This window comes from Pseudomonas sp. 05N431, assembly GCF_056397005.1.
In genome coordinates this window covers 129,977-151,554 of record NZ_JBFTMN010000005.1, presented here as the reverse complement: position 1 = coordinate 151,554, position 21,578 = coordinate 129,977, and the positions used below count along the sequence as shown (strand labels likewise).

The window sequence follows — 21,578 nt, the reverse complement described above, 5'->3', positions numbered from 1 at the left end:
CGAACTCGCCCGGCGTCAACGATTACTTTGCAAGCTTGGCTTTCACGGCTTCCAGGCCAGGTTTACCGTCAATGGTGGTCACGCCAGCGAGCCAGGTATCGAGTACCTGTGGGTTCTTTTTCAGCCAGGCCTTGGCGGCTGCTTCAGGTTTCATCTTGTCGTCCAGGATGTTGCCCATCAGCGAGCTTTCCATGTCTACGGTGAACTCCAGATTTTTCAGCAACTGGCCAACGTTGCTGCATTCCTGGGTGTAGCCCTTGCGGGTGTTGGTCAGGACTGTCGCCGCACCGAAATCCGGGCCGAAATAATCATCGCCACCGGTGAGGTACTGGATCTTGAAGCGCTTGTTCATCGGGTGCGGTGCCCAGCCCAGGAACACCACGGCGGTATCGCGCTTCTGAGCGCGATCGACTTGCGAGAGCATGCCGGCTTCACTGGACTCGACCACTTTGAAACCAGCGTCTTTGAGGCCGAAGGCGTTCTTGTCGATCATACTCTGGATCAGGCGGTTGCCATCGTTACCAGGCTCGATGCCATAGATTTTGCCGTCGAGTTCTTTCTTGAATTTGGTTATATCGGCGAAGTCATGCAGGCCTTTGTCGTAAAGCGCTTGCGGCACCGCCAGGGTGTACTTGGCGCCTTTGAGGTTGGTGCGCACGGTTTCCACGGTGCCGGCATCACGGTAGGCCTTGATGTCGTTTTCCATGGTCGGCATCCAGTTGCCGAGGAAGACGTCCATGTTCTTGCCGTCGGCCAGGGACTTGTAGGTCACCGGAACGGAAATCATGGTGGTCTTGGTCTTGTAGCCCAGCGCGTCGAGCACGACGCTGGTGGTCGCGGTTGTGGCGGTGATGTCGGTCCAACCGACATCGGAGAAGTTTACGGTGCTGCACTGCGCCGGTTCTGCGGCATGAGCCAGAACTGGCAGACTCAGCATCGCGGCCAACAACAACGACGGGGAACCTATTTTCATGGGTGGACTCCTGAGTGTTTTTTTTTGGGCGGTGTTCTGACCGCACTTATGAGTGTTGCGGTTGGTCGGCGTTATGAAGACTGCTCTACCACAGCGCCGTGCAATCGAGTCGAGACTGATCATGGACCAGTGAAATTCTGACGCCTACAGGGTGCGTCGTATCCAGTACAGGGATGGTCGCTTCCAGTGTCGGTGAGGTCGTTTACAGCTTTTTTCAGCGCTTTTTAGTCCTCTGAACTGTAAAAAAACGGCCAAAACGTGCCGTCTGCGGCCAGCGGCGTTGGTGGGCATGGGTACGTCGGTGTGAGACGTCGAACGACATCGCAAAAGCCCGATGATGCGGTTATCTCGGCGGATCGCAGCTTGAGCGTAGCAGCTCCGTCACCGGGTGCTTTGACACCTGGAATCTGCTCATCGAGGAGTCTCGCAAGTCATGGCTATCAGTGTTTTCGACCTGTTCAAAATCGGTATTGGCCCCTCTAGCTCGCACACTGTGGGGCCTATGCGCGCTGCGGCGTTATTCGTCGAGTCGCTGCGCGAGAAGGGGCTGCTGGAGCAGGTGCACCGGATCGAGGTCCAGCTGTTCGGTTCGTTGTCGGCTACCGGTATCGGTCACGGCAGCGACAATGCGGTGATCATGGGCTTGATGGGCGAATGGCCGGACGCGATTGATCCGTCGCAAATCGGCATTCGCATCGACACCCTGCGTGAAACCCACACCTTGTTGCTCGACGGTCGTTTGCCGGTGCCCTTCATCTGGGCGCGGGACATGCGCCTGATCGATGAGAACCTGCCATTCCATCCCAATGCGATGACCTTGGTGGCTGAAGGCGAAAACGGTGAGTTGCACCGCGACACCTACTATTCAGTCGGCGGTGGATTTGTCGTTGATGAGGCGCAGGCTTCTAGCGGCGTGGTCGATCTGGACAGCACCGTGTTGCCTTACGATTTTTCCAGCGCGGCGGAGCTGCTTGCCCTGTGCAAGAAACACAACTTGCGCGTCGCCGAGTTGATGATGGCGAACGAAAAGGTCTGGCGTTCGGAAGAGGAAATCCGCAGCGGCCTGATGAAACTCTGGCGCGCCATGCAGGACTGCGTCGAGCAGGGCCTCAAGCACGAAGGCATCCTGCCGGGCGGTCTGAACGTACGCCGCCGTGCCGCTAAATTGCATCGCAGCCTGCAAGAGCTGAACAAGCCCAACGTGATCGGCTCGACCTTGAGCGCCATGGAGTGGGTCAACCTGTTCGCTCTCGCGGTCAACGAAGAAAATGCGGCGGGTGGGCGGATGGTCACGGCACCAACCAACGGTGCAGCGGGAATCATCCCGGCAGTGTTGCACTACTTCATGAAGTTCAGCGAGGCGGTGACGGACGCTAATGTCGTCGACTATTTCCTCGGTGCGGCGGCGGTCGGGATCCTGTGTAAAAAGAACGCCTCGATTTCCGGCGCTGAAGTCGGCTGCCAGGGCGAAGTCGGTTCAGCTTGCGCGATGGCAGCGGCCGGGTTGGCGGAGATTCTTGGGGCGACGCCGGAGCAGCTCTGCAACGCGGCGGAAATCGGTCTGGAGCATAACCTCGGCCTGACGTGTGACCCGGTCGGCGGGCTGGTGCAAGTGCCGTGCATCGAGCGCAACGCGATTGCCGCGGTGAAGGCTATCAATGCTGCGCAAATGGCCTTGCGCGGTGACGGTCAGCACTTCATCTCGCTGGATCGGGTGATCCGCACCATGCGCGATACCGGCGCCGACATGCACGATAAATACAAAGAGACATCGCGCGGCGGGTTGGCGGTCAGCGCGGTTGAGTGCTGAGACCGCGTAGACCCCATCGCGAGCAAGCTCGCTCCCACAGGATCGTAGATACACTGAAGATCCAATGTGGGAGCGAGCTTGCTCGCGATAGCGTCAGACCAGTCAAATCTGCGCGCTAAGTGAACACCGGATCGAAAACGCGCCACCTTTTAGCGCGTCGCAATCAGGCAACAAATACCCCTAACGGTCGGACGTCATCCGGGCTCTGACCTCTCGTCACCTGTGCTTGGGGTGACACTCTTTCCCGGCACTTTTGATGCGCTTCCCAAAAGTGCTACCGATTTGCTCACACCCCGCGGGGTAGGGCATCTGCCAGCCTGATAACCCTTACGCGTCGACTGAGCTCTATAGACACATATAGACACATCGCGACGTCGTTTTCAGGAGTTATTGAATGCGCATTCAATTTTAGGCATGGCAATTGCTCTGTCATAACAAAGCCCCGTCTCACGCAAGAGAACGATGGCCATAACAAGAGCCTCCGCCTGAGGCCATCACCCGCTTTGTGTGAGGAGATACCGCGATGACGTCGTTCAACTCAGGGGCCCAACCCCAGAACCGTGCGCCTCAATCCATCGGCTTTTTGCTGCTGGACAATTTCACGCTGATTTCTCTGGCCTCTGCAGTAGAACCCCTGCGCATGGCCAACCAATTGTCCGGTCGCGAGCTGTATCGCTGGAGCACCCTCACCGTTGACGGCGGCCAGGTCTGGGCCAGTGACGGTCTGCAAATCACTCCCGACGCTTCCATGCACAAAGCCCCAGCCCTGGACACCGTGATTGTCTGTGGTGGTATCGGCATTCAACGCACCGTGACCCGTGAACACGTGTCGTGGCTGCAAAGCCAGGCCCGTCAGTCCAAACGCCTGGGTGCGGTGTGCACCGGTAGCTGGGCCCTGGCGTGTGCCGGTCTGCTGGACGGTTTCGATTGCAGCGTGCACTGGGAATGTCTGGCGTCGATGCAGGAAGCTTTCCCGCGGGTGGCCATGAGCACGCGTCTGTTCACCCTCGACCGTAACCGGTTCACCAGCTCCGGCGGCACCGCGCCACTGGACATGATGTTGCACCTGATCAGCCGCGACCACGGTCGCGAACTGTCGGCAGCGATCTCGGAAATGTTCGTCTACGAGCGCATCCGCAACGAACAGGATCACCAGCGCGTGCCGCTCAAGCACATGCTCGGCACCAATCAGCCGAAGTTGCAGGAAATTGTCGCGCTGATGGAAGCCAACCTTGAAGAGCCGATCGACCTCGATGAACTGGCGGTGTACGTCGCTGTATCACGTCGTCAGCTGGAGCGGCTGTTCCAGAAATACCTGCACTGCTCGCCGTCGCGTTACTACCTCAAGCTGCGGCTGATTCGCGCCCGGCAATTGCTCAAGCAAACGCCGATGTCGATCATCGAAGTGGCCTCGGTCTGCGGCTTCGTGTCGACCCCGCACTTCTCCAAGTGCTACCGCGAATACTTCGGCATTCCACCGCGTGACGAACGCGTCGGTTCCAACACCACCCAACAGGTGGCAATGATGCCGATCCCGCAGGCACTGGTGCTGGCACCGTTGTCCGGACCGATGTCGGCGCTGAGTCAGGCGCGTAACGAATCGACTTTCGCTAGCGTAAGGCTCTAAACCGCAGCGCCTTCATCGCGAGCAAGCTCGCTCCCACATTGGTTTTGTGTCGTTCACAGAACCAGTGTGGGAGCGAGCTTGCTCGCGATGGGGTTTATCAGGCGGTGCGGCTTTGCTGGTACTGCGCCAATGCCGGCAGCAGTTGCTTGTCTATCGCCTGGCGCACAGCGGGCAGAATCGTCGCGCTGCTGGTGTACATCTGCTTGACCATGGTTCTCAGGGTCGAGGCCCGCACATCATTCAAACCGCGTACTGCGCACTCACAGGCCTGCTCCGCAGTAGCGCCAATCGGAACTTCAAATCCAAGCGCCTTGAGCTGGCCCAACAGGTCTTCCTGGTCAATCAAATCAGCGTGCATCATGACGCAATCCTTCTTCAGGGAACGGTGTCGTGGTTCGATTCTGGTAGGGGTGATGGGGCGGGGCAAGGACGATTTGTCGCAATGGCCGCTATACCTATGAACAGGTCGTTTTCGACTAACTTGCGTGAGTGGGGAGTAGGCACACTGGATTCAGCTGGCTTCACGAAGGTTTGGTCACCCTCGCGCAACAGCTCCTCAACAGTAACTTCTGCCTCGATCCTGTCACGGCTTGATCGGGGTTTTTTTTGTCTGTGAATCAGGTTGTTATGGGGGGCCGGTCTACCGCCATCGCGAGCAAGCTCGCTCCCACACTTGATCTCCAGTGGACACATTATTTGCGTACAACGCAGAACCAATGTGGGAGCGAGCTTGCTCGCGATGAACGATGACGCGGTCTAGCGTTGCAACACCAAAATGCGCGACAACAATTCATCGCGATCGATGTAGCAACCCTGGAAATGCCGCGCACCACTGGCGGGGTCGAAAGCGTTACGCGCGTGCAGGGTTCGGCGGTTGTCGAAGCACCACATTTCACCAGGATTGAGCCGGGTGATAAGCCGAAAACGCGCTTCGCGGGTCATGGCGATAAACCGTCGATAGGCCCGGTACAACCTGGGCATCTGCTCGACCGATGCATCGAACGGCCCCCGCAGGAAATTCGCCATGCGGATTTCCGACACGTGCCCCAGCGTATCGAGGGCGATGATCGGTGCCAGACAGCGGTAGTCGCTGTGGCGGTCCTTGTTGCGAAACTCTACGGGGATTTCGCACAGCGCCCGGAAGGCCTCGGGGTCTTCCTGACGCAAGGCGTCGGCAATGGCAAAACCGTCGACAAAAATACTCTCGCCACCGTCCGCGTCGTTGACCAGGCAATGCAAAAATTGCAGCCCCGGTTGCAACTCGCGCGTCGGCAGGTCGCTGTGCAGCGGCAGGTTGAATGCGGTGTAAGCGTTGCTGTCGGCGTCGGCCTTGGATTGCACGTTGAACAGCACACCGAAATTGCTCTCGCGGATAAACGAAATCCGCTTGGCGATGTGCGTCAGCGAGCCGGGTTCGGTGGGGACGCCGCGCACCTGGGTCAGGCCGATATCGCGCAGTGCCAGAAGCCATTGCAGCAGGGCCTTGGGATCATCCATTACCGCCTGATAGTCGAACACCGGCAGCTTCAGTTGGCTGTTCCACAGCTGGCTTTTCGGTTTGCCGGCGCTGCGCTTGGCCCGGGATTCATCGTCATAGGCGTGAGCACGCAACCAGCCGGGATCGAAGCGGCTGGTATGGCCGTCCAGCCAGTCGATAGACAGACAGCCCTCGGCATCCACTTGGGTCACGGCAGGGCGCAGATCTTCAGCGACATCGACGATTTCCAGCACCTGTTCGCGGGTTACGGCATACACGCAAACCGGGCACGGACAGTTGTCGCGCAACCATTGATGATGAAAGGGGCTGACCCGGCCATCGGCCCAGGTCACCTGCACTTGGTCCGCCAGGGTTTGTACGGCGGTCAAGGCGCTGATTAGCGGGTAACTGCGGAAGTCGGCAACAGCGGCGGCGGTGTTCATGCGAGCTCCTTGTTTTGATTGTTATTTTTCAGGCGGTAGGGCGATCACGCGGCCAATGTAGGCAGGGGTGGGCAGGTCCGATTGCAATTCGGTCATGGCCAGCAGTTTGTTCAGTACCGGTTCGCTGAACGGTGCCGAACGCGGACCCGCCAGGTCGACATGCAACAGCATTTGTTCGTTGCCCGCCAGTTCCTGCGCGTCGCCGACCAGATGCAGGCTGTGATAAAGGTGCAGGCGTTTACGGTCGTGACCGATGATCTGGGTATGCACCTCGACCTCGGCGCCGAGCTTCACTTCGTGCAGGTAATTGAGGTGCAGTTCGAGGGTGAACAACGAGTTGCCGCTGGCTTCGCGGTTGTTGCTGTCCATGCCCAGTTGATCCATCAGCGCATCGGTGGCGTAGCTGAAAATCAGCAGGTAGAACGCATCGCGCAGATGGCCGTTGTAGTCGACCCAGTCGGGGGCGATGGTGGTTGTGTAGGTGGTGAGGGTTGGCATGATTGAGGTTCCGACATTAATGGTGACTGGACGGCCGCTATCGCGAGCAAGCTCGCTCCCACAGTTGATCAGGGGTGTGATTACTATTTGTGCCACCCGGTAGACCCCTGTGGGAGCGAGCTTGCTCGCGATGGGGCCAGTCCTGCTGACCTCCAAGCTTGGGGTTATTCGCTGAAGGTCATGCCATGTTTGGCCTTGGTGGTTTTCACCGCCTCCAGCACCGCCAGCAGGCAGTCATCACGATAGCGTTCCAGCGCCGAAATGCTGTGTTTGCCCAGTTGATCGCTGGTGCCGTCGACCACGTCGTCGATCAGTTTGTCGGTCAGTTCCGGTGCGGGCAGGTAAGTCCATGGCAGTTGCAGCGCTGGACCGAATTGCGCCATGAAGTGCCGCATACCGGCATCGCCGCCAGCCAGGGTGTAGGTCAGGAACGTGCCCATGAACGACCAGCGCAGCCCGGCGCCAAACCGGATTGCATCGTCGATTTCGCCGGTGGTCGCCACGCCGTCATTGACCAGGTGCAGTGCCTCGCGCCACAGCGCTTCGAGCAGACGGTCAGCGATAAAGCCCGGTACTTCCTTGCGCACATGCAGCGGGCGCATGCCCAGTGATTCGTAGACTTTCATCGCTGCCTGCACCGCCTCTGGCGCAGTGTTCTTGCCGCCGACCACTTCCACCAAGGGCAGCAGGTAAACCGGGTTGAACGGATGGCCGACCACGCAACGTTCCGGGTGGGTCGAGCCCTCGTAGAACTCGCTCGGCAACAGCCCTGAAGTGCTGGAACCGATCAGTGCATTGGGCTTGGCCGCTGCACTGATTTTGCTGTGCAGTTCGAGTTTCAGTTCAAGGCGTTCCGGGGCGCTTTCCTGGATGAAGTCGGCATCGCGTACGCATTCTTCGATGGTCGCCACAAAGCGCAGGCGATCCTGTGATGCACCGGGTGCCAGGCCTTGTTTTTCCAGCGCGCCCCAGGCATTGGCGACACGTTTGCGCAGCGCGGCTTCGGCGCCGGGTGCCGGGTCCCAGGCCACCACATCAAGGCCATGGGCGAGGGCTCGGGATACCCAGCCGCTGCCGATGACACCACTGCCCAGCGCGGCGAATGTTTTGATTTCGGTGATAAAGCTCATGGCAAATTCCCAGAAGTATTCGGTGATCCAATGTGGGAGCGAGCTTGCTCGCGATGGCGGTATTCCTATCGCGGACGATGCGTTGGATGTACCGACGCTATCGCGAGCAAGCTCGCTCCCACAGGTGAGGTGTAAGTTGGGTTAACCGCGCTTGGTCAGGCCCATCTTCGCCCGGCCTTCGGCTGGGGTCAGAACGCGGGCGCCGAGGCGGCTGAGGATTTCGCTGGCGCGTTCGACCAGTTGGCCATTGGTCGCCAGTACGCCGCGATCCAGCCAGATGTTGTCTTCCAGCCCGACCCGCACGTTGCCGCCCAGCAGCACCGCTTGAGCCGCCATCGGCATTTGCATGCGACCGATGCCAAACCCGGCCCAGACCGCATTGGCCGGCAGGTTGTCGACCATGGCTTTCATGGTGGTGGTGTCAGCCGGTGCGCCCCATGGGATGCCCAGGCACAGCTGGAACAGCGGGTCGTCGAGCAAGCCTTCCTTGATCAGCTGTTTGGCAAACCACAGGTGACCGGTGTCGAAGATTTCCAGCTCGGCCTTCACGCCCAGCTCTTGAATGCGTTTGGCGCCAGCGCGCAACTGCGCCGGGGTGGAGACGTAAATGGTGTCGCCGTCGCCGAAGTTCAGGGTGCCGCAGTCGAGTGTGCAGATTTCCGGCAGCAGCTCTTCGACGTGAGCCAGTCGGGTCAACGGACCGACCAGGTCGGTGTTCGGGCCGAACTCCATCGGGTTCTCGCCAGCGCCGATTTCCAGGTCGCCGCCCATGCCAGCCGTCAGGTTGACGATGATGTCGACGTCCGCTTCGCGGATGCGCTCCATCACTTCACGGTACAGCGCCACATCGCGGCTGAACTTGCCGGTTTCAGGGTTGCGCACGTGGCAGTGGACCACGGTGGCGCCGGCCTTGGCGGCTTCCACGGCAGCGGCCGCGATTTGTTTCGGGGTGACCGGCACGTGTGGGCTTTTGGCGGTCGTGTCGCCAGCACCGGTGAGTGCGCAGGTGATGATGACGTCGTGGTTCATGGTGCGATTTCCTTCAGACATGATTTTTGGGCGTAGCGGGCCCGCTCGCAGCCGAAACCGGCTGCGAAGAGGGGATTCATTCGGGTTTATTTACTGCTCAGTTGCAGGTTCTCGGCAGCCGGTTTGCCGTCGAAAGTGGTCACGCCTTCAAGCCAGCGCTGCTTGTCTTGCGGGTGATCCTTGAGCCATTGCTTGGCCGATTCGAAAGCGTCCTTGTGATCGAGCAGCGGTTGCATCATCCGGCTCTCGTCTTCGGCGGTGAAGGTCAGGTTGCTGAGCAAGCGGCTGACGTTCGGGCATTGGCTGGCATAGTTCGGGGCGGTCACGGTCCAGACAGTGGCCGAGCCTTCGTTCGGGCCAAGGGCGTCCTGGCTGCCGGTGAGGTAGGTCATTTTCACGTTGACGTTCATCGGGTGCGGCGCCCAGCCAAAGAACACCACGGCTTCGTTGCGTCGTACGGCGCGATCCACCGCCGCGAGCATGCCGGCTTCACTGGATTCAACCAGCTGGAATTTGCCCAGGCCGAACTGGTTCTTGGCGATCATTTCCTTGATCTGGGTGTTGGCGCCCGAACCTGGCTCGATGCCGTAGATCTTGCCGCCCAGTTCTTTTTCGAACTTGGCGATGTCGGCGAAGGTTTTCAGGCCCTTGTCAGCGAGGTAGGTCGGTACGGCCAGGGTGGCGCGGGCATCCTTGAGGCTCGGTTCACTCAGGACGGTCACCTGCTTGCCGGCGACAAACGGGGTGATGGTCTGGGTCATCAACGGGTTCCAGTAGCCGAGGAACATATCCAGGCGCTGGTCGCGGATGCCGGCGAAGATGATTTGCTGGGAAGCACTGGTTTGTTTGGTCTTGTAGCCGAGGCCATCGAGCAGGACCTGGGTCATGGCGCTGGTGGCGATTACGTCGGTCCAGTTCACCACACCCATGCGCACGTTCTGGCAGGCGGCGGGGTCGGCAGCCATCGCGCCGGAACTCAAGAAAGCGGTACCACTGAGTGCGAGAACGCAGCTGCTGATCAGTCGTTTCATGGTGGGATCCTCGGCAGGTCGTTATTGTGGGGTCCGGCGTCTCTGTGCGCCGGTGATGTCAAGTTACGCAGCTGAACCTTGCAGAAAACGCACAGCGGCGACCAGCTCTTGCACTGCAGCGACCTGTGCTCTTGTCTGTCGCTTGCAAGTGGCGTATCAACGTCCACACGCTGCCCGCCATCCGAGTGCGCTCCATGTCCCAGGATTTCTACTTTTTGTTGATGCCGGGTTTCTCGGCGATCGGTTTCATCTCGGCGATCGAACCGCTTCGGGTGGCTAACCGCTTTCGTGGCGAGTTGTACCGCTGGCATGTGCTGAGCGCCGACGGCGGTCCGGTATTGGCCAGCAACGGCATGTCGCTCAACGCCGATGCGGCGCTGGAGCCACTGAAAAAGGGCGCGACCTTGTTGGTGGTCGCGGGGTTCGAGCCGTTGAAGTTCGTCAACCCGACACTGGAGCACTGGCTGCGGCGCCTCGATCACGACGGCGTGACCCTCGGCGGCATCGACACCGGCAGTTTTGTCCTCGCAGAAGCGGGGTTGCTCGACGGCCACCGCGTAACCCTGCACTGGGAAGCCATCGATGCTTTCAAGGAGTCTTATCCACAGCTCAGCGTGACCCAGGAGCTGTTCGAAATCGACCGGCGCCGCATCACCTCGGCCGGCGGCACAGCCTCTATCGACCTGATGCTCGACTTGATCGCCCAGGCTCACGGCCCCGAGTTGGCGATCCAGGTCAGCGAGCAATTCGTGCTCGGGCGCATCCGTCCGCGTAAAGACCACCAACGTATGCAAATCGCCACGCGTTACGGCATCAGCAACAAGAAACTGGTGCACGTAATTGGCGAGATGGAACAACACAGCGAACCGCCGCTCAGCACGCTGGAGCTGGCGGATTCGATCAAGGTGACGCGTCGTCAGCTTGAGCGCCTGTTCCGCTTGCACCTCAACGACACGCCGAGCAATTTCTACCTGGGGCTAAGACTGGAAAAAGCCCGGCAGCTGCTGCGCCAGACCGACATGAGTGTGCTGGAAGTGAGCATCGCCTGCGGGTTTGAATCGCCGTCGTATTTCACCCGCAGTTATCGGACACGGTTTGCCCGATGTCCACGAGAAGACCGCCGGCGGTTGGGAGATGGGCGGGAGGTGGTTTGACAGGCATTTACAGTGATTTATACTCGTTACTATAAATTATAGTAGTTTCAATAATTGAGTATAAAGCCATGTCGAAAAACACCGGTTTTGTATTTCGTCGCCCCAGCCTGGCTCAAAATATTGCCGATGGTTTGATGGGGAGCGGAATCCAGGATTACACCTCTGGCCTGTTCCTGGCCGCACCACGGCGTACAGGGAAAAGCACCTTCCTGCGCGAAGACCTGATACCGGAATGTGAATCCCGAGGTTGGTTGACGGTCTACGTTGATCTTTGGGCTAACAGGGAAAAAGATCCTGCTGACCTGATCGCCACCGCAATTGCAGGGGCATTGGTGCCGTATGAGAAGGGCATTCGAAAACTGGCCAAGTCGATGGGCGTCGAGAAACTCAGTTTTCTGCGTACGCTGTCCTGGGATTTCAGCAAGCCACAATTGCCCGAAGGCGCGACGCTGACTCAAGCCCTGGAACTGCTGCACAACGCTGCTGGCAAGACTGTTGTGCTGGTGATCGACGAAGCACAGCATGCGTTGAGCACTGACGCGGGGGTCAACGCCATGTTCGGGCTCAAGGCCGCTCGGGACCAGCTGAATCAAGGGCGTGAAGGGGACTCCAGTGGTTTGCGCCTGGTGTTCACCGGCTCCAATCGCGACAAACTGGCTCACCTCGTACTGAGCCGAAACCAGCCTTTCTACGGTTCCAGCATTACTCCGTTCCCTCTATTGAGCAAAGCGTTCACCCAAGCCTACACCGTTCATTTGAATGCCCATTTGGCGCAGACCAACCAGTTTGTCGCTGAAGACATCGACGAGGCTTTCGAATTAGTGGGGCGCCGTCCTGAAATGCTCCGGACCATTATTGGTGAGGTGGCTCTGGAGCTGGGCGAAGCAAGCAATCTGAGCCAATTGCTACGAAGCAGCGCCGAATTATTGCGTGCTGGCGTGTGGACTGAGTTTGAAAGCGCCTGGAACGCCCTGACCGTTGCACAGCGTGCAGTACTGGAAGTCATGGTCGAGCGCTCGCAGAGCAACGAACCTTTTGCACCCTTCACCGACGCGACGTTGGTTGCGGTGGCAAAAGCACTGGAAGCGATGGGCAGTGAGGTGGTGCCGGGCACACAGACCATCCAGGCGTGCATCGATGCCTTGCGTGAAAAGGAACTGGTCTGGAAATCGAATCGCGGCGCTTACGCGCTTGAGGACAAGTCGTTTGCCGACTGGCTCAAGCACTATCGCGCCCAGAAGGCTCAGTAAGCCTACTTCTTCATCAACCCCGAGCATGCCGCCTTGTACGCCTCATGCTGATACTTGTTCAGCGTCGCCGGCAGTGCGAAGTCGAACTTCTTGTTCTGCGCATTGATGGTCTGCGGTGACAGCAGCGTCACTTCGCAGTTGTCCAGCAACTGGAAAACCCCTTCGATCTTGAACGTGGTCGGGCCGCCGGCGAATTCGCCTTTTTTGCTGCGCTTCTTGATTGCGATGCGCTCGATGCCGTTGTCACGAACAAAGGTGCCGACCTGCGCGGCGAAAGCTTTGACGTTGGCGGCCTCGTCGTCATCGTCCAGGGCGATTTTTTTAGTGTTCAGGGCGACGTGAGTCAGCACCTGATTGTCGAGGGAGGCGACGGCGAAGATCGCCTCGCTGCCTTTGATTTCGATGCCGCAGAATTTCATGAACACGCCTTGAGATGATGATGTAGCAGGGCTGTAGAACCGCGCTTACTGCTGGCCGATCGATTCCAGAAACTCCGACCGTTCGTCGCTCTTGCTCGCCAGGCAATCGTTCAGGTCCATGGTGTAGGTCTTGCTGCCCACCGCTGCGGGGAACGCTGCAATCGCGCAATCGGCATCCCGCGATTTCATCCAGAGCTGCTCGGCGGTCTGGAGTTTGCCGGTGATGTCTGCCAACTGCGCCTTGTTGTTCGCATATTGGGTTTTCATCCGATCCAGTAAGCCCTGGAAATTGTCCTTGAGCAGTTGTTCGGCGGTGTTTTTGCTATAGGTCGAGCATTCCAGGGTCTGGACGTCGTTTTCGACCGCATCGCATGGATTTTTGTCGGCTTCTTCTGCCGCCTGTACGCCGGTCGCTATCAGTGCCAAAGCCAGGAAGATCGATTTCATTGCGTTGCCGCCCCTTGTTCCAGTGATGCATCCAGTGATGCGGCGAATTCTGGCCCAACTATTCGGGAAAGAACAGGAGGGCAAAGGGCCTGCGGTGAGACCCTTTGTCGCGTATTGACGCTTTCGGCAATTCCCCTGTCGTTTTTGCACCCGGCTGCCCCGTCCCTCAAGCATATGCTGACCCCAAAGCGCCGGCAGACGATTCGGCGCATGAATCGCTAATAGGGGACTGCCTGATGAGCCCAGCCGAATTGCACGCCGACAGCATCGTTATCGACGGGCTGATTATTGCCAAGTGGAATCGCGAGCTGTTTGAAGACATGCGCAAAGGCGGCTTGACCGCGGCCAACTGCACCGTTTCGGTGTGGGAGGGCTTTCAGGCAACCGTCAATAACATCGCCGCCAGCCAGAAGCTGATCCGTGAGAACAGCGACCTGGTGATTCCGGTGCGCACCACCGCCGACATCCGCAAAGCCAAGGAGCAGGGCAAGACCGGCATCCTGTTTGGCTTCCAGAACGCTCACGCCTTCGAAGACCAGATCGGCTATGTCGAGGTCTTCAAGCAGCTGGGCGTCGGTATTGTGCAGATGTGCTACAACACCCAGAACCTGGTCGGTACCGGTTGCTACGAGCGCGATGGCGGCCTGTCGGGTTTCGGTCGTGAAATCGTTGCCGAGATGAACCGCGTCGGCGTCATGTGCGACCTGTCCCACGTCGGCTCGAAGACTTCCGAAGAAGTCATCCTCGAATCCAAGAAGCCGGTGTGCTACTCCCATTGCCTGCCGTCGGGTCTGAAAGTGCACCCGCGCAACAAATCCGATGAAGAACTGAAGTTCATCGCCGATCACGGCGGTTTCGTCGGCGTGACCATGTTCGCGCCGTTCCTGGCCAAGGGCATCGATTCGACCATCGACGATTACGCCGAAGCCATCGAATACACCATGAACATCGTCGGCGAAGACGCCATCGGCATCGGCACCGACTTCACCCAGGGCCATGGCCAGGACTTCTTCGAATACCTGACCCATGACAAGGGCTACGCCCGCCGTCTGACCAGCTTCGGCAAGATCATCAACCCGCTGGGCATCCGCACCGTGGGCGAGTTCCCGAACCTGACCGAAACGCTGCTCAAGCGCGGCCATTCCGAGCGCGTAGTGCGCAAGATCATGGGCGAAAACTGGGTGAACGTCCTGAAAGACGTTTGGGGTGAATAACACCATTTCCAACTAACTATCCCTGTAGCAGCTGCCGAGGCACGAGGCTGCGTTGCGGTCCGCAGGACCGCCCTCGGGGGGCCGCTTCGCAGCCCAACGCAGCCTCGTGCCTCGGCAGCTGCTACATATCGCCTCAATACAACGAATTCTGGAGTTTTACGCATGGCCAAGATCGCCCCACAACTGCCAATCGAAGTCGACAGCGAGACCGGTGTCTGGACCTCTGATGCCCTGCCGATGCTGTATGTGCCGCGTCACTTCTTCGTCAACAACCACATGGGCATCGAGGAAGTGCTGGGCGCTGAAGCCTATGCCGAGATCCTCTACAAGGCTGGCTACAAGTCCGCCTGGCACTGGTGTGAAAAAGAAGCTGAATGTCATGGCCTGGAAGGCGTTGCGGTGTTCGAGCACTACATGAAGCGCCTGTCGCAACGTGGCTGGGGCCTGTTCAAGATCCAGGACATCGACCTCGACAAAGGCACTGCCAGCGTCAAGCTCGAGCACTCGGCGTTCGTCTACGTCTACGGCAAGGTCGGACGCAAGGTCGACTACATGTTCACTGGCTGGTTTGCCGGTGCCATGGACCAGATCCTGCAAGCGCGCGGCAGCAAGATTCGCACCGTCGCCGAACAGGTTTACGGTGGCTCCGAAGAAGGCCACGACGACGGCTTGTTCACCGTCAAACCTCAACAATAAGCAAGTCGTTGAAAAAACGTAGCGAGTGAAGGCCAGGCAAGGCGAAGTCAGGCGAGAAAGCGGAGTTGACTTTAGTCAATGAGCATTTCGAGGCTGACTTCAACGCAGCATGGCCGAACGCAGTAGTTTTTTAACGACTTGAGGAGACTGCCATGGCTTTCGAGGCTATGTTCCAGCCGATTCAAATCGGCAAACTGACCATCCGCAACCGCGTGCTCAGCACCGCGCACGCCGAGGTTTACGCCACCGATGGCGGCATGACCACCGATCGGTACGTGAAGTACTACGAAGAGAAAGCCAAGGGCGGGATCGGCCTGGCGATTTGCGGCGGTTCTTCCAGCGTGGCCATCGACAGCCCGCAAGGCTGGTGGAAATCGGTCAACCTGGCCGACGACCGGATTATTCCGCACTTCCAGAATCTGGCCGATGCCATGCACAAGCATGGCGCCAAGATCATGATTCAGATTACCCACATGGGCCGTCGTTCGCGTTGGGACGGCGAGCATTGGCCGACCCTGCTGTCGCCGTCGGGCATCCGTGAACCGGTGCACCGCGCGACCTGCAAAACCATCGAGCCGGAAGAAATCTGGCGGGTGATCGGCAACTACGCCAGTGCTGCTGCGCGTGCCAAGGCCGGTGGCCTGGACGGCGTTGAACTGTCGGCGGTGCACCAGCACATGATCGACCAGTTCTGGAGCCCGCGCGTCAACAAACGTACCGACGAATGGGGCGGCAGCTTCGAAAACCGCATGCGTTTCGGCCTGGAAGTGATCAAGGCTGTGCGCAAGGAAGTCGGTCCGGACTTCTGCGTCGGCATCCGTATCTGCGGTGACGAATTCCACCCTGATGGCCTGAGCCATGAGGACATGAAGCAGATCGCCAAGTACTACGACGACACCGGCATGATCGACTTCATCGGCGTCGTGGGCTCGGGGTGCGATACCCACAACACCCTGGCCAACGTTATCCCCAACATGAGTTATCCACCGGAGCCGTTCCTGCACTTGGCGGCCGGTATCAAGGAAGTGGTCAAGGCCCCGGTTCTGCACGCGCAGAACATCAAGGACCCGAACCAGGCGACACGTATTCTGGAAGGCGGTTACGTCGACATGGTCGGCATGACCCGTGCGCACATCGCCGACCCGCACCTGATCGCCAAGATCAAGATGGGCCAGATCGACCAGATCAAACAATGCGTGGGTGCCAACTACTGCATCGACCGTCAGTACCAGGGCCTGGACGTGCTGTGCATCCAGAACGCCGCGACCTCCCGTGAATACATGGGCGTACCGCACATCATCGAGAAATCGACCGGTGTGAAACGTAAAGTCGTGGTGGTCGGTGCCGGCCCTGCGGGGATGGAAGCGGCACGTGTAGCCGCCGAACGTGGCCACGACGTGACCCTGTTCGAGAAGAAAGAATTTATCGGCGGACAGATCACTACCGCCTCGAAAGCCCCGCAACGGGACCAGATTGCCGGTATCACCCGTTGGTTCCAGCTGGAACTGGCGCGTTTGAAAGTCGACCTGCGCCTGGGCGTAGCCGCTGACGCGGCGACCATTCTCGACCTGCGTCCGGACATCGTGGTGCTCGCCGTCGGCGGTCATCCGTTCCTTGAGCAGAACGAACACTGGGGCGCGGCTGAAGGCCTGGTAGTCAGCAGTTGGGACGTGCTCGACGGCAAGGTTGCACCGGGCAAGAACGTGCTGGTCTACGACACCATTTGCGAGTTCACCGGGATGTCGGTTGCCGACTACCTCGCGGACAAGGGCAGCCAGGTCGAGATCGTTACCGACGACATCAAGCCGGGTGTGGCCATCGGCGGTACGTCGTTCCCGACGTACTACCGCAGCATGTACCCGAAAGAAGTGATCATGACCGGCGACATGATGCTCGATAAGGTCTACCGCGAAGGCGACAAGCTGGTGGCGGTGCTGGAGAACGAATACACCGGCGCCAAAGAGGAGCGGGTGGTTGACCAGGTCGTGGTCGAGAACGGCGTGCGGCCGGACGAAGAAATCTACTACGCACTGAAGGAAGGCTCGCGCAACAAAGGCCAGATGGATATCGAAGCCCTGTTCGCGATCAAGCCTCAGCCTTCGCTGAGCCAGGCGGGTGACGGCTACTTGCTGTTCCGCATCGGCGACTGCGTGGCCCAGCGCAACACGCACGCGGCGATCTACGACGCACTGCGGCTTTGCAAGGATTTCTAAGAGCTTGTGGATACTCTGTGGGAGCGAGCTTGCTCGCGATGAACGATAACGCGGTTTGCCTGAGGCACCGCGGCGCCTGAATCGCGAGCAAGCTCGCTCCCACAGGAATCGAGCAAGGCATCCAGGTAGTTAGGCCTGCAAGACCCCGAGGTCTTTGGGAGCTCCACCATGCTAAACACCCTTCTTCCCATCCTGCTGTTTGCTGCCCTGGGCCTGGCTGTCCTGGGCGCGTTGCGGCGGGTGGCCATGTGGCGCCGGGGCCGTGCGTCCAAGGTCGATCTGATCGGCGGCCTGCTGGCCATGCCCAAGCGCTACATGGTCGACCTGCACCACGTAGTGGCGCGGGACAAATACATCGCCAACACCCACGTCGCCACGGCGGGTGGCGCGGTGGCGTCCATCGTGCTGGCGATCCTGGTTCACGGTTTTGGCCTGCATAACCGTTTCCTCGGTTATGCACTGTTGTTGATGACGGCAGTGATGTTCGTCGGGGCGATCTTTGTTTACCTGCGTCGGCGCAACCCGCCGGCGCGTTTATCCAAAGGTCCGTGGATGCGCCTGCCGAAAAGCTTGCTGGCATTCTCGGCGTCGTTCTTCCTGGTGACCCTCCCGGTGGCGGGCATCCTTCCGGAAAACTTCGGCGGTTGGCTGTTGGCGGCGATCCTCGGTGTCGGCGTGCTGTGGGGCGTGTCTGAGTTGTTCTTCGGCATGACCTGGGGCGGGCCGATGAAGCACGCCTTCGCCGGTGCCTTGCACCTGGCCTGGCACCGTCGCGCCGAACGTTTTGGTGGTGGTCGTTCTACGGGTCTTAAACCGCTTGACCTGAACGATCCGCAAGCCCCCTTGGGCGTGGAAAAGCCCAAGGATTTTACCTGGAACCAACTGCTCGGCTTCGACGCTTGCGTGCAGTGCGGTAAATGCGAAGCGGCGTGCCCGGCGTTTGCCGCTGGCCAGCCGCTGAACCCGAAAAAACTGATTCAGGACATGGTCGTCGGCCTGGCCGGCGGCACTGACGCCAAGTTCGCTGGCAGTCCTTATCCAGGTAAAGCTATCGGTGAACACGCGGGTAATCCGCATCAACCGATCGTCAACGGTCTGGTGGACGCTGAAACCCTGTGGTCTTGCACCACTTGCCGTGCCTGCGTTGAAGAATGCCCGATGATGATCGAGCACGTTGATGCCATCGTCGACATGCGCCGCCATCTGACCCTGGAAAAAGGCGCGACCCCGAACAAGGGCGCCGAAGTCCTGGAAAACCTGATTGCCACCGACAACCCTGGCGGTTTCGCTCCAGGCGGGCGGATGAACTGGGCGGCAGACCTGAACCTGACGCTGCTCAGCGAGAAAAAATCCACCGACGTGCTGTTCTGGGTTGGCGACGGTGCATTCGACATGCGCAACCAGCGCACCTTGCGCGCCTTCGTCAAAGTGCTGAAAGCCGCGAAAGTCGACTTTGCGGTGCTCGGTCTCGAAGAACGTGACAGCGGTGACGTGGCCCGCCGTCTGGGCGACGAAGCAACCTTCCAGCTGTTGGCCAAACGCAACATCCAGACCCTGGCCAAATACAGCTTCAACCGCATCGTCACCTGCGATCCGCATAGCTTCCACGTGCTGAAGAGTGAATACGGTGCCTTCGATGGCAACTACCTGGTGCAGCACCACAGCACCTACATGGCCGAAATCATCGACGCTGGCGCACTCAATCTGGGGCAGCACAAAGGCGACAGCGTGACTTATCACGATCCGTGCTACCTCGGCCGCTACAACGGCGAATACGAGGCGCCGCGCCAGGTACTGCGTGCGCTGGGGATCGAGGTCAAGGAAATGCAACGTTCCGGCTTCCGCTCGCGCTGCTGCGGCGGTGGCGGCGGTGCGCCGATCACCGACATCCCGGGCAAGCAACGGATTCCCGACATGCGTATGGACGACATTCGCGAAACCGGTGCCGAACTGGTGGCCGTGGGTTGCCCACAATGCACCGCGATGCTCGAAGGCGTGGTCGAACCACGACCGCTGATCAAGGACATCGCCGAACTGGTGGCCGACGCGCTGCTCGAAGACGCGGCGCCCAGCAAGTCACCGGCACCGACTAAACGTCAACCCGCGGAGGCCCACTGATGAGCGACATTATCCGCCGCGATCCGCGTGCTGAATGGATCGCCCGCAACCGTCTGCATCCGCTGCACGCGGCCATGCAACCGGTGGAACACAGCTGGATGGGCCCCAACGGGATCATTCGCAAGAATCCTCACGGCATTGGTTTCATCGGCCCCAATGGCATCAAGCGGATTGACCGCAGTGGTGCACAGCAGGGCGGGGCGACCAAGCGTACGGCCGCCGTTGAAGTGCAATTGCCGCTGCATCAGGTGGCGACACCTGCGTTCTACATCAGCGTGGTGCCGGACATGGTTGGCGGCCGTTTGAGCAGCCACGACCGCGACCTGCTGGGCCTGGCCCATCAACTGGCCGGCAAGGACGGTGCGGTGCTGGCGGTGGTCTTTGGCGAACACAAGGAAAGCGCTTTCGCCACCGCGGGCGTCGACCGCCTGTTGGTACTTGATGGCGAAGAATTCGAGGGTTATGCACCGGAACAGCGGGTGCAGGGCCTGCGGGCTGTGGATAACCAGTTCAGCCCTCGTCACTGGTTGCTGCCGGACAGCCGCACCGGTGGCGGTGAGCTGGGTCGGCGCTTTGCCGCGGCACTCGGCGAGCGCCCGGCCACGCGGGTCTGGCAGGTCAAGGATCAGGAGTGCATCGGCCGCGCCGGTGCCGGTCTGCAAGACTTGGCGCGCCCTGTTGCACGGTTGATTCTGGCGGCGGTGGAATGTGCCGAGCCGGTCAGCGAAACCCGCCATGAAGCGTTGCCGGTGGAGTTATCCACAACGGTTGCGCGCAGCCTGTCGCGGATCGAGGACCTGGGCGCGGTAGCGGTCGACCCGGCAGCGATTCCCATGGCCGAAGCCGAGTTCATCTTCTCGGGCGGTAACGGGGTCAAGGACTGGGGACTTTTCCACAGGACCGCGGCAGCCCTCGGCGCGACCGAAGGCGCATCGCGGGTCGCGGTGGACGATGGTTTCATGGCCCGCGACCGTCAGGTCGGCGCCAGCGGCACCTGGGTCACGGCGCGGGTCTATGTGGCGGTGGGGATTTCCGGGGCGATCCAGCACCTGCAAGGCATCGGTGCCTGCGACAAGGTGGTGGCGATCAACCTCGATCCTGGCTGCGACATGATCAAACGCGCCGACCTGTCGGTGATAGGTGAAAGCGCAGAAATTCTTCAGGCCTTGATCGCGGCGGTAGAGGCTTACCGCAACGACGCCAAGCGCGATGCGGCTTAAGGGAAGGAAAGGGTTATGAGTACTCATGTAATCAGCCTGGTGTCGATCGGCGCCCACCCGACTTCGGGCCGGCCACGCCGCGCCGAGCAGGATGCGCGGGCGGTTGAACTCGGTCTGCAACTGGCTGGGGATAACCTGCAAGTGCTGCACGCCGGTGATGTCGAGGAACCTGCGCTGCGGGCTTACCTGGGCATGGGCCTGGAACAGCTGCTTGTGCTCGAACAGCCCCAAGGCGCCGATGCGCTGCCAGCGTTGAGCGCTTATTTGCGCGATGCCGGGGCGCAGGTGGTGCTGACCGGCAGTCAGGCGGAAACCGGTGAAGGCTCGGGCATGTTGCCGTTCCTGCTGGCGGAAAGCCTGGGCTGGCCGCTGGTGGTCGGGCTGGCGCAGGTCGAGTCCATCGACGGCAATTCGGCCCTGGTACTGCAAGCCTTGCCGCGTGGCCAGCGTCGACGCTTGAAAGTGCGCCTGCCGTTTCTCGCCACGGTGGATAACGCCGCGCCAAAACCTCGGCAAAGCGCCTTTGGCCCGGCTCGACGCGGTGTATTGCACGCCGAAGACGTTGAAATTATCAACGATGAATTGCTCGCGGTTGCAACGTTGCAACCAGCCAAGCCACGGCCAAAACGCTTGAAAGTGATCAAGGCCAAAAGCGGTGCCGACCGGATGAAAGCCGCAACGGCCAAGGCCAGCGGTGGCGGTGGGCAAGTGCTCAAGGGCTTGAGTGCCGAGGCCGGGGCTGAGGCGATTCTCAAGTTGCTGATTGAAGAAGGCGTGGTTCGCTGAAGCATAGCCACCGCAAATCCAATGTGGGAGCGAGCTTGCTCGC

General features: G+C 59.9%; 19 protein-coding genes. 10 read left to right on the top strand and 9 right to left on the bottom strand.

Annotation, left to right across the window (positions count from 1 at the left end):
* Positions 1 to 22 precede the first annotated feature (22 nt).
* Complete coding sequence (locus AC1DIG_RS11455) at positions 23 to 973, bottom strand: choline ABC transporter substrate-binding protein (RefSeq protein ID WP_477767398.1); 951 nt, start codon at positions 971 to 973, stop codon at positions 23 to 25.
* Between the two features lie 433 nt (positions 974 to 1,406).
* On the opposite strand from AC1DIG_RS11455, the gene AC1DIG_RS11450 reads away from it, so the two are divergent.
* Positions 1,407 to 2,783 carry an L-serine ammonia-lyase gene (locus tag AC1DIG_RS11450; RefSeq protein WP_427534635.1) on the top strand — a complete coding sequence of 459 codons (1,377 nt, stop codon included), beginning with the start codon at positions 1,407 to 1,409 and terminating at the stop codon, positions 2,781 to 2,783.
* 523 nt (positions 2,784 to 3,306) lie between these two features.
* Positions 3,307 to 4,410, top strand: a complete 1,104-nt coding sequence (gbdR, locus tag AC1DIG_RS11445) for a choline metabolism transcriptional regulator GbdR (RefSeq protein WP_477767397.1) — start codon at positions 3,307 to 3,309, stop codon at positions 4,408 to 4,410.
* A 97-nt stretch (positions 4,411 to 4,507) separates the two neighbouring features.
* Here the strand turns inward: gbdR and AC1DIG_RS11440 are convergent, their stop codons facing one another.
* From AC1DIG_RS11440 to choX, 6 genes are all read right to left on the bottom strand, one after another.
* Complete coding sequence (locus tag AC1DIG_RS11440) at positions 4,508 to 4,771, bottom strand: hypothetical protein (RefSeq protein WP_477767396.1); 264 nt, start codon at positions 4,769 to 4,771, stop codon at positions 4,508 to 4,510.
* A gap of 395 nt (positions 4,772 to 5,166) precedes the next feature.
* The gene (locus AC1DIG_RS11435; RefSeq protein ID WP_477767395.1) at positions 5,167 to 6,330 is read right to left on the bottom strand and encodes a gamma-butyrobetaine dioxygenase; all 1,164 of its coding nucleotides are present in this window, start codon (positions 6,328 to 6,330) and stop codon (positions 5,167 to 5,169) included.
* Between the two features lie 21 nt (positions 6,331 to 6,351).
* A complete protein-coding gene (locus AC1DIG_RS11430; protein WP_477767394.1) occupies positions 6,352 to 6,828 on the bottom strand; it encodes a thioesterase family protein in 477 nt (158 codons plus the stop codon).
* A gap of 164 nt (positions 6,829 to 6,992) precedes the next feature.
* Positions 6,993 to 7,958 (bottom strand): L-carnitine dehydrogenase, encoded by a 966-nt coding sequence (locus AC1DIG_RS11425; protein ID WP_103320268.1) that lies wholly within the window; start codon positions 7,956 to 7,958, stop codon positions 6,993 to 6,995.
* Between the two features lie 141 nt (positions 7,959 to 8,099).
* A complete protein-coding gene (cdhC, locus tag AC1DIG_RS11420) occupies positions 8,100 to 8,987 on the bottom strand; it encodes a 3-dehydrocarnitine:acetyl-CoA trimethylamine transferase CdhC (RefSeq protein ID WP_019694008.1) in 888 nt (295 codons plus the stop codon).
* A gap of 86 nt (positions 8,988 to 9,073) precedes the next feature.
* Positions 9,074 to 10,018 (bottom strand): choline ABC transporter substrate-binding protein, encoded by a 945-nt coding sequence (gene choX, locus AC1DIG_RS11415; protein WP_123581264.1) that lies wholly within the window; start codon positions 10,016 to 10,018, stop codon positions 9,074 to 9,076.
* Between the two features lie 194 nt (positions 10,019 to 10,212).
* On the opposite strand from choX, the gene AC1DIG_RS11410 reads away from it, so the two are divergent.
* A complete protein-coding gene (locus AC1DIG_RS11410) occupies positions 10,213 to 11,172 on the top strand; it encodes a GlxA family transcriptional regulator (protein WP_103322148.1) in 960 nt (319 codons plus the stop codon).
* Positions 11,173 to 11,240: 68 nt separating this feature from the next.
* On the top strand, positions 11,241 to 12,422 hold the full coding sequence (locus tag AC1DIG_RS11405) for an ATP-binding protein (RefSeq protein WP_477767393.1): 1,182 nt from the start codon (positions 11,241 to 11,243) through the stop codon (positions 12,420 to 12,422).
* Positions 12,423 to 12,424: 2 nt separating this feature from the next.
* Here the strand turns inward: AC1DIG_RS11405 and AC1DIG_RS11400 are convergent, their stop codons facing one another.
* Both AC1DIG_RS11400 and AC1DIG_RS11395 read right to left on the bottom strand, forming a co-directional pair.
* Positions 12,425 to 12,841 carry a DUF3010 family protein gene (locus AC1DIG_RS11400; RefSeq protein WP_477767392.1) on the bottom strand — a complete coding sequence of 139 codons (417 nt, stop codon included), beginning with the start codon at positions 12,839 to 12,841 and terminating at the stop codon, positions 12,425 to 12,427.
* A 45-nt stretch (positions 12,842 to 12,886) separates the two neighbouring features.
* Entirely contained in the window at positions 12,887 to 13,288 is a 402-nt protein-coding gene (locus AC1DIG_RS11395; RefSeq protein WP_019694004.1) for a lysozyme inhibitor LprI family protein, read from the bottom strand.
* Positions 13,289 to 13,524: 236 nt separating this feature from the next.
* On the opposite strand from AC1DIG_RS11395, the gene AC1DIG_RS11390 reads away from it, so the two are divergent.
* From AC1DIG_RS11390 to etfB, 6 genes are all read left to right on the top strand, one after another.
* Complete coding sequence (locus AC1DIG_RS11390) at positions 13,525 to 14,502, top strand: dipeptidase (RefSeq protein WP_007907542.1); 978 nt, start codon at positions 13,525 to 13,527, stop codon at positions 14,500 to 14,502.
* A 162-nt stretch (positions 14,503 to 14,664) separates the two neighbouring features.
* Positions 14,665 to 15,198 (top strand): DUF5943 domain-containing protein, encoded by a 534-nt coding sequence (locus AC1DIG_RS11385; RefSeq protein ID WP_477767391.1) that lies wholly within the window; start codon positions 14,665 to 14,667, stop codon positions 15,196 to 15,198.
* Between the two features lie 152 nt (positions 15,199 to 15,350).
* Complete coding sequence (gene dgcA, locus AC1DIG_RS11380; RefSeq protein ID WP_347928196.1) at positions 15,351 to 17,411, top strand: dimethylglycine demethylation protein DgcA; 2,061 nt, start codon at positions 15,351 to 15,353, stop codon at positions 17,409 to 17,411.
* A 168-nt stretch (positions 17,412 to 17,579) separates the two neighbouring features.
* Positions 17,580 to 19,529 carry a dimethylglycine demethylation protein DgcB gene (gene dgcB, locus AC1DIG_RS11375; RefSeq protein WP_477767390.1) on the top strand — a complete coding sequence of 650 codons (1,950 nt, stop codon included), beginning with the start codon at positions 17,580 to 17,582 and terminating at the stop codon, positions 19,527 to 19,529.
* Complete coding sequence (gene etfA / locus AC1DIG_RS11370) at positions 19,529 to 20,749, top strand: electron transfer flavoprotein subunit alpha (RefSeq protein ID WP_477767389.1); 1,221 nt, start codon at positions 19,529 to 19,531, stop codon at positions 20,747 to 20,749. The genes dgcB and etfA overlap by 1 nt, the downstream gene beginning before the upstream one ends.
* A 15-nt stretch (positions 20,750 to 20,764) precedes the next feature.
* On the top strand, positions 20,765 to 21,535 hold the full coding sequence (gene etfB / locus AC1DIG_RS11365) for an electron transfer flavoprotein subunit beta (RefSeq protein ID WP_054594377.1): 771 nt from the start codon (positions 20,765 to 20,767) through the stop codon (positions 21,533 to 21,535).
* Positions 21,536 to 21,578 lie beyond the last annotated feature (43 nt).

What these genes read in the sequence shown, in the direction of transcription:
- cdhC (WP_019694008.1), bottom strand. Translation starts at nt 8,987, where the DNA reads ATGAACCACGACGTCATCATCACCTGCGCACTCACCGGTGCTGGCGAC.
- choX (WP_123581264.1), bottom strand. Translation starts at nt 10,018, where the DNA reads ATGAAACGACTGATCAGCAGCTGCGTTCTCGCACTCAGTGGTACCGCT.
- gbdR (WP_477767397.1), top strand. Translation starts at nt 3,307, where the DNA reads ATGACGTCGTTCAACTCAGGGGCCCAACCCCAGAACCGTGCGCCTCAA.
- etfA (WP_477767389.1), top strand. Translation starts at nt 19,529, where the DNA reads ATGAGCGACATTATCCGCCGCGATCCGCGTGCTGAATGGATCGCCCGC.
- dgcB (WP_477767390.1), top strand. Translation starts at nt 17,580, where the DNA reads ATGCTAAACACCCTTCTTCCCATCCTGCTGTTTGCTGCCCTGGGCCTG.
- AC1DIG_RS11450 (WP_427534635.1), top strand. Translation starts at nt 1,407, where the DNA reads ATGGCTATCAGTGTTTTCGACCTGTTCAAAATCGGTATTGGCCCCTCT.
- AC1DIG_RS11435 (WP_477767395.1), bottom strand. Translation starts at nt 6,330, where the DNA reads ATGAACACCGCCGCCGCTGTTGCCGACTTCCGCAGTTACCCGCTAATC.
- AC1DIG_RS11405 (WP_477767393.1), top strand. Translation starts at nt 11,241, where the DNA reads ATGTCGAAAAACACCGGTTTTGTATTTCGTCGCCCCAGCCTGGCTCAA.
- AC1DIG_RS11395 (WP_019694004.1), bottom strand. Translation starts at nt 13,288, where the DNA reads ATGAAATCGATCTTCCTGGCTTTGGCACTGATAGCGACCGGCGTACAG.
- AC1DIG_RS11430 (WP_477767394.1), bottom strand. Translation starts at nt 6,828, where the DNA reads ATGCCAACCCTCACCACCTACACAACCACCATCGCCCCCGACTGGGTC.
- AC1DIG_RS11390 (WP_007907542.1), top strand. Translation starts at nt 13,525, where the DNA reads ATGAGCCCAGCCGAATTGCACGCCGACAGCATCGTTATCGACGGGCTG.
- AC1DIG_RS11425 (WP_103320268.1), bottom strand. Translation starts at nt 7,958, where the DNA reads ATGAGCTTTATCACCGAAATCAAAACATTCGCCGCGCTGGGCAGTGGT.
- AC1DIG_RS11455 (WP_477767398.1), bottom strand. Translation starts at nt 973, where the DNA reads ATGAAAATAGGTTCCCCGTCGTTGTTGTTGGCCGCGATGCTGAGTCTG.
- AC1DIG_RS11400 (WP_477767392.1), bottom strand. Translation starts at nt 12,841, where the DNA reads ATGAAATTCTGCGGCATCGAAATCAAAGGCAGCGAGGCGATCTTCGCC.
- etfB (WP_054594377.1), top strand. Translation starts at nt 20,765, where the DNA reads ATGAGTACTCATGTAATCAGCCTGGTGTCGATCGGCGCCCACCCGACT.
- dgcA (WP_347928196.1), top strand. Translation starts at nt 15,351, where the DNA reads ATGGCTTTCGAGGCTATGTTCCAGCCGATTCAAATCGGCAAACTGACC.
- AC1DIG_RS11385 (WP_477767391.1), top strand. Translation starts at nt 14,665, where the DNA reads ATGGCCAAGATCGCCCCACAACTGCCAATCGAAGTCGACAGCGAGACC.
- AC1DIG_RS11410 (WP_103322148.1), top strand. Translation starts at nt 10,213, where the DNA reads ATGTCCCAGGATTTCTACTTTTTGTTGATGCCGGGTTTCTCGGCGATC.
- AC1DIG_RS11440 (WP_477767396.1), bottom strand. Translation starts at nt 4,771, where the DNA reads ATGATGCACGCTGATTTGATTGACCAGGAAGACCTGTTGGGCCAGCTC.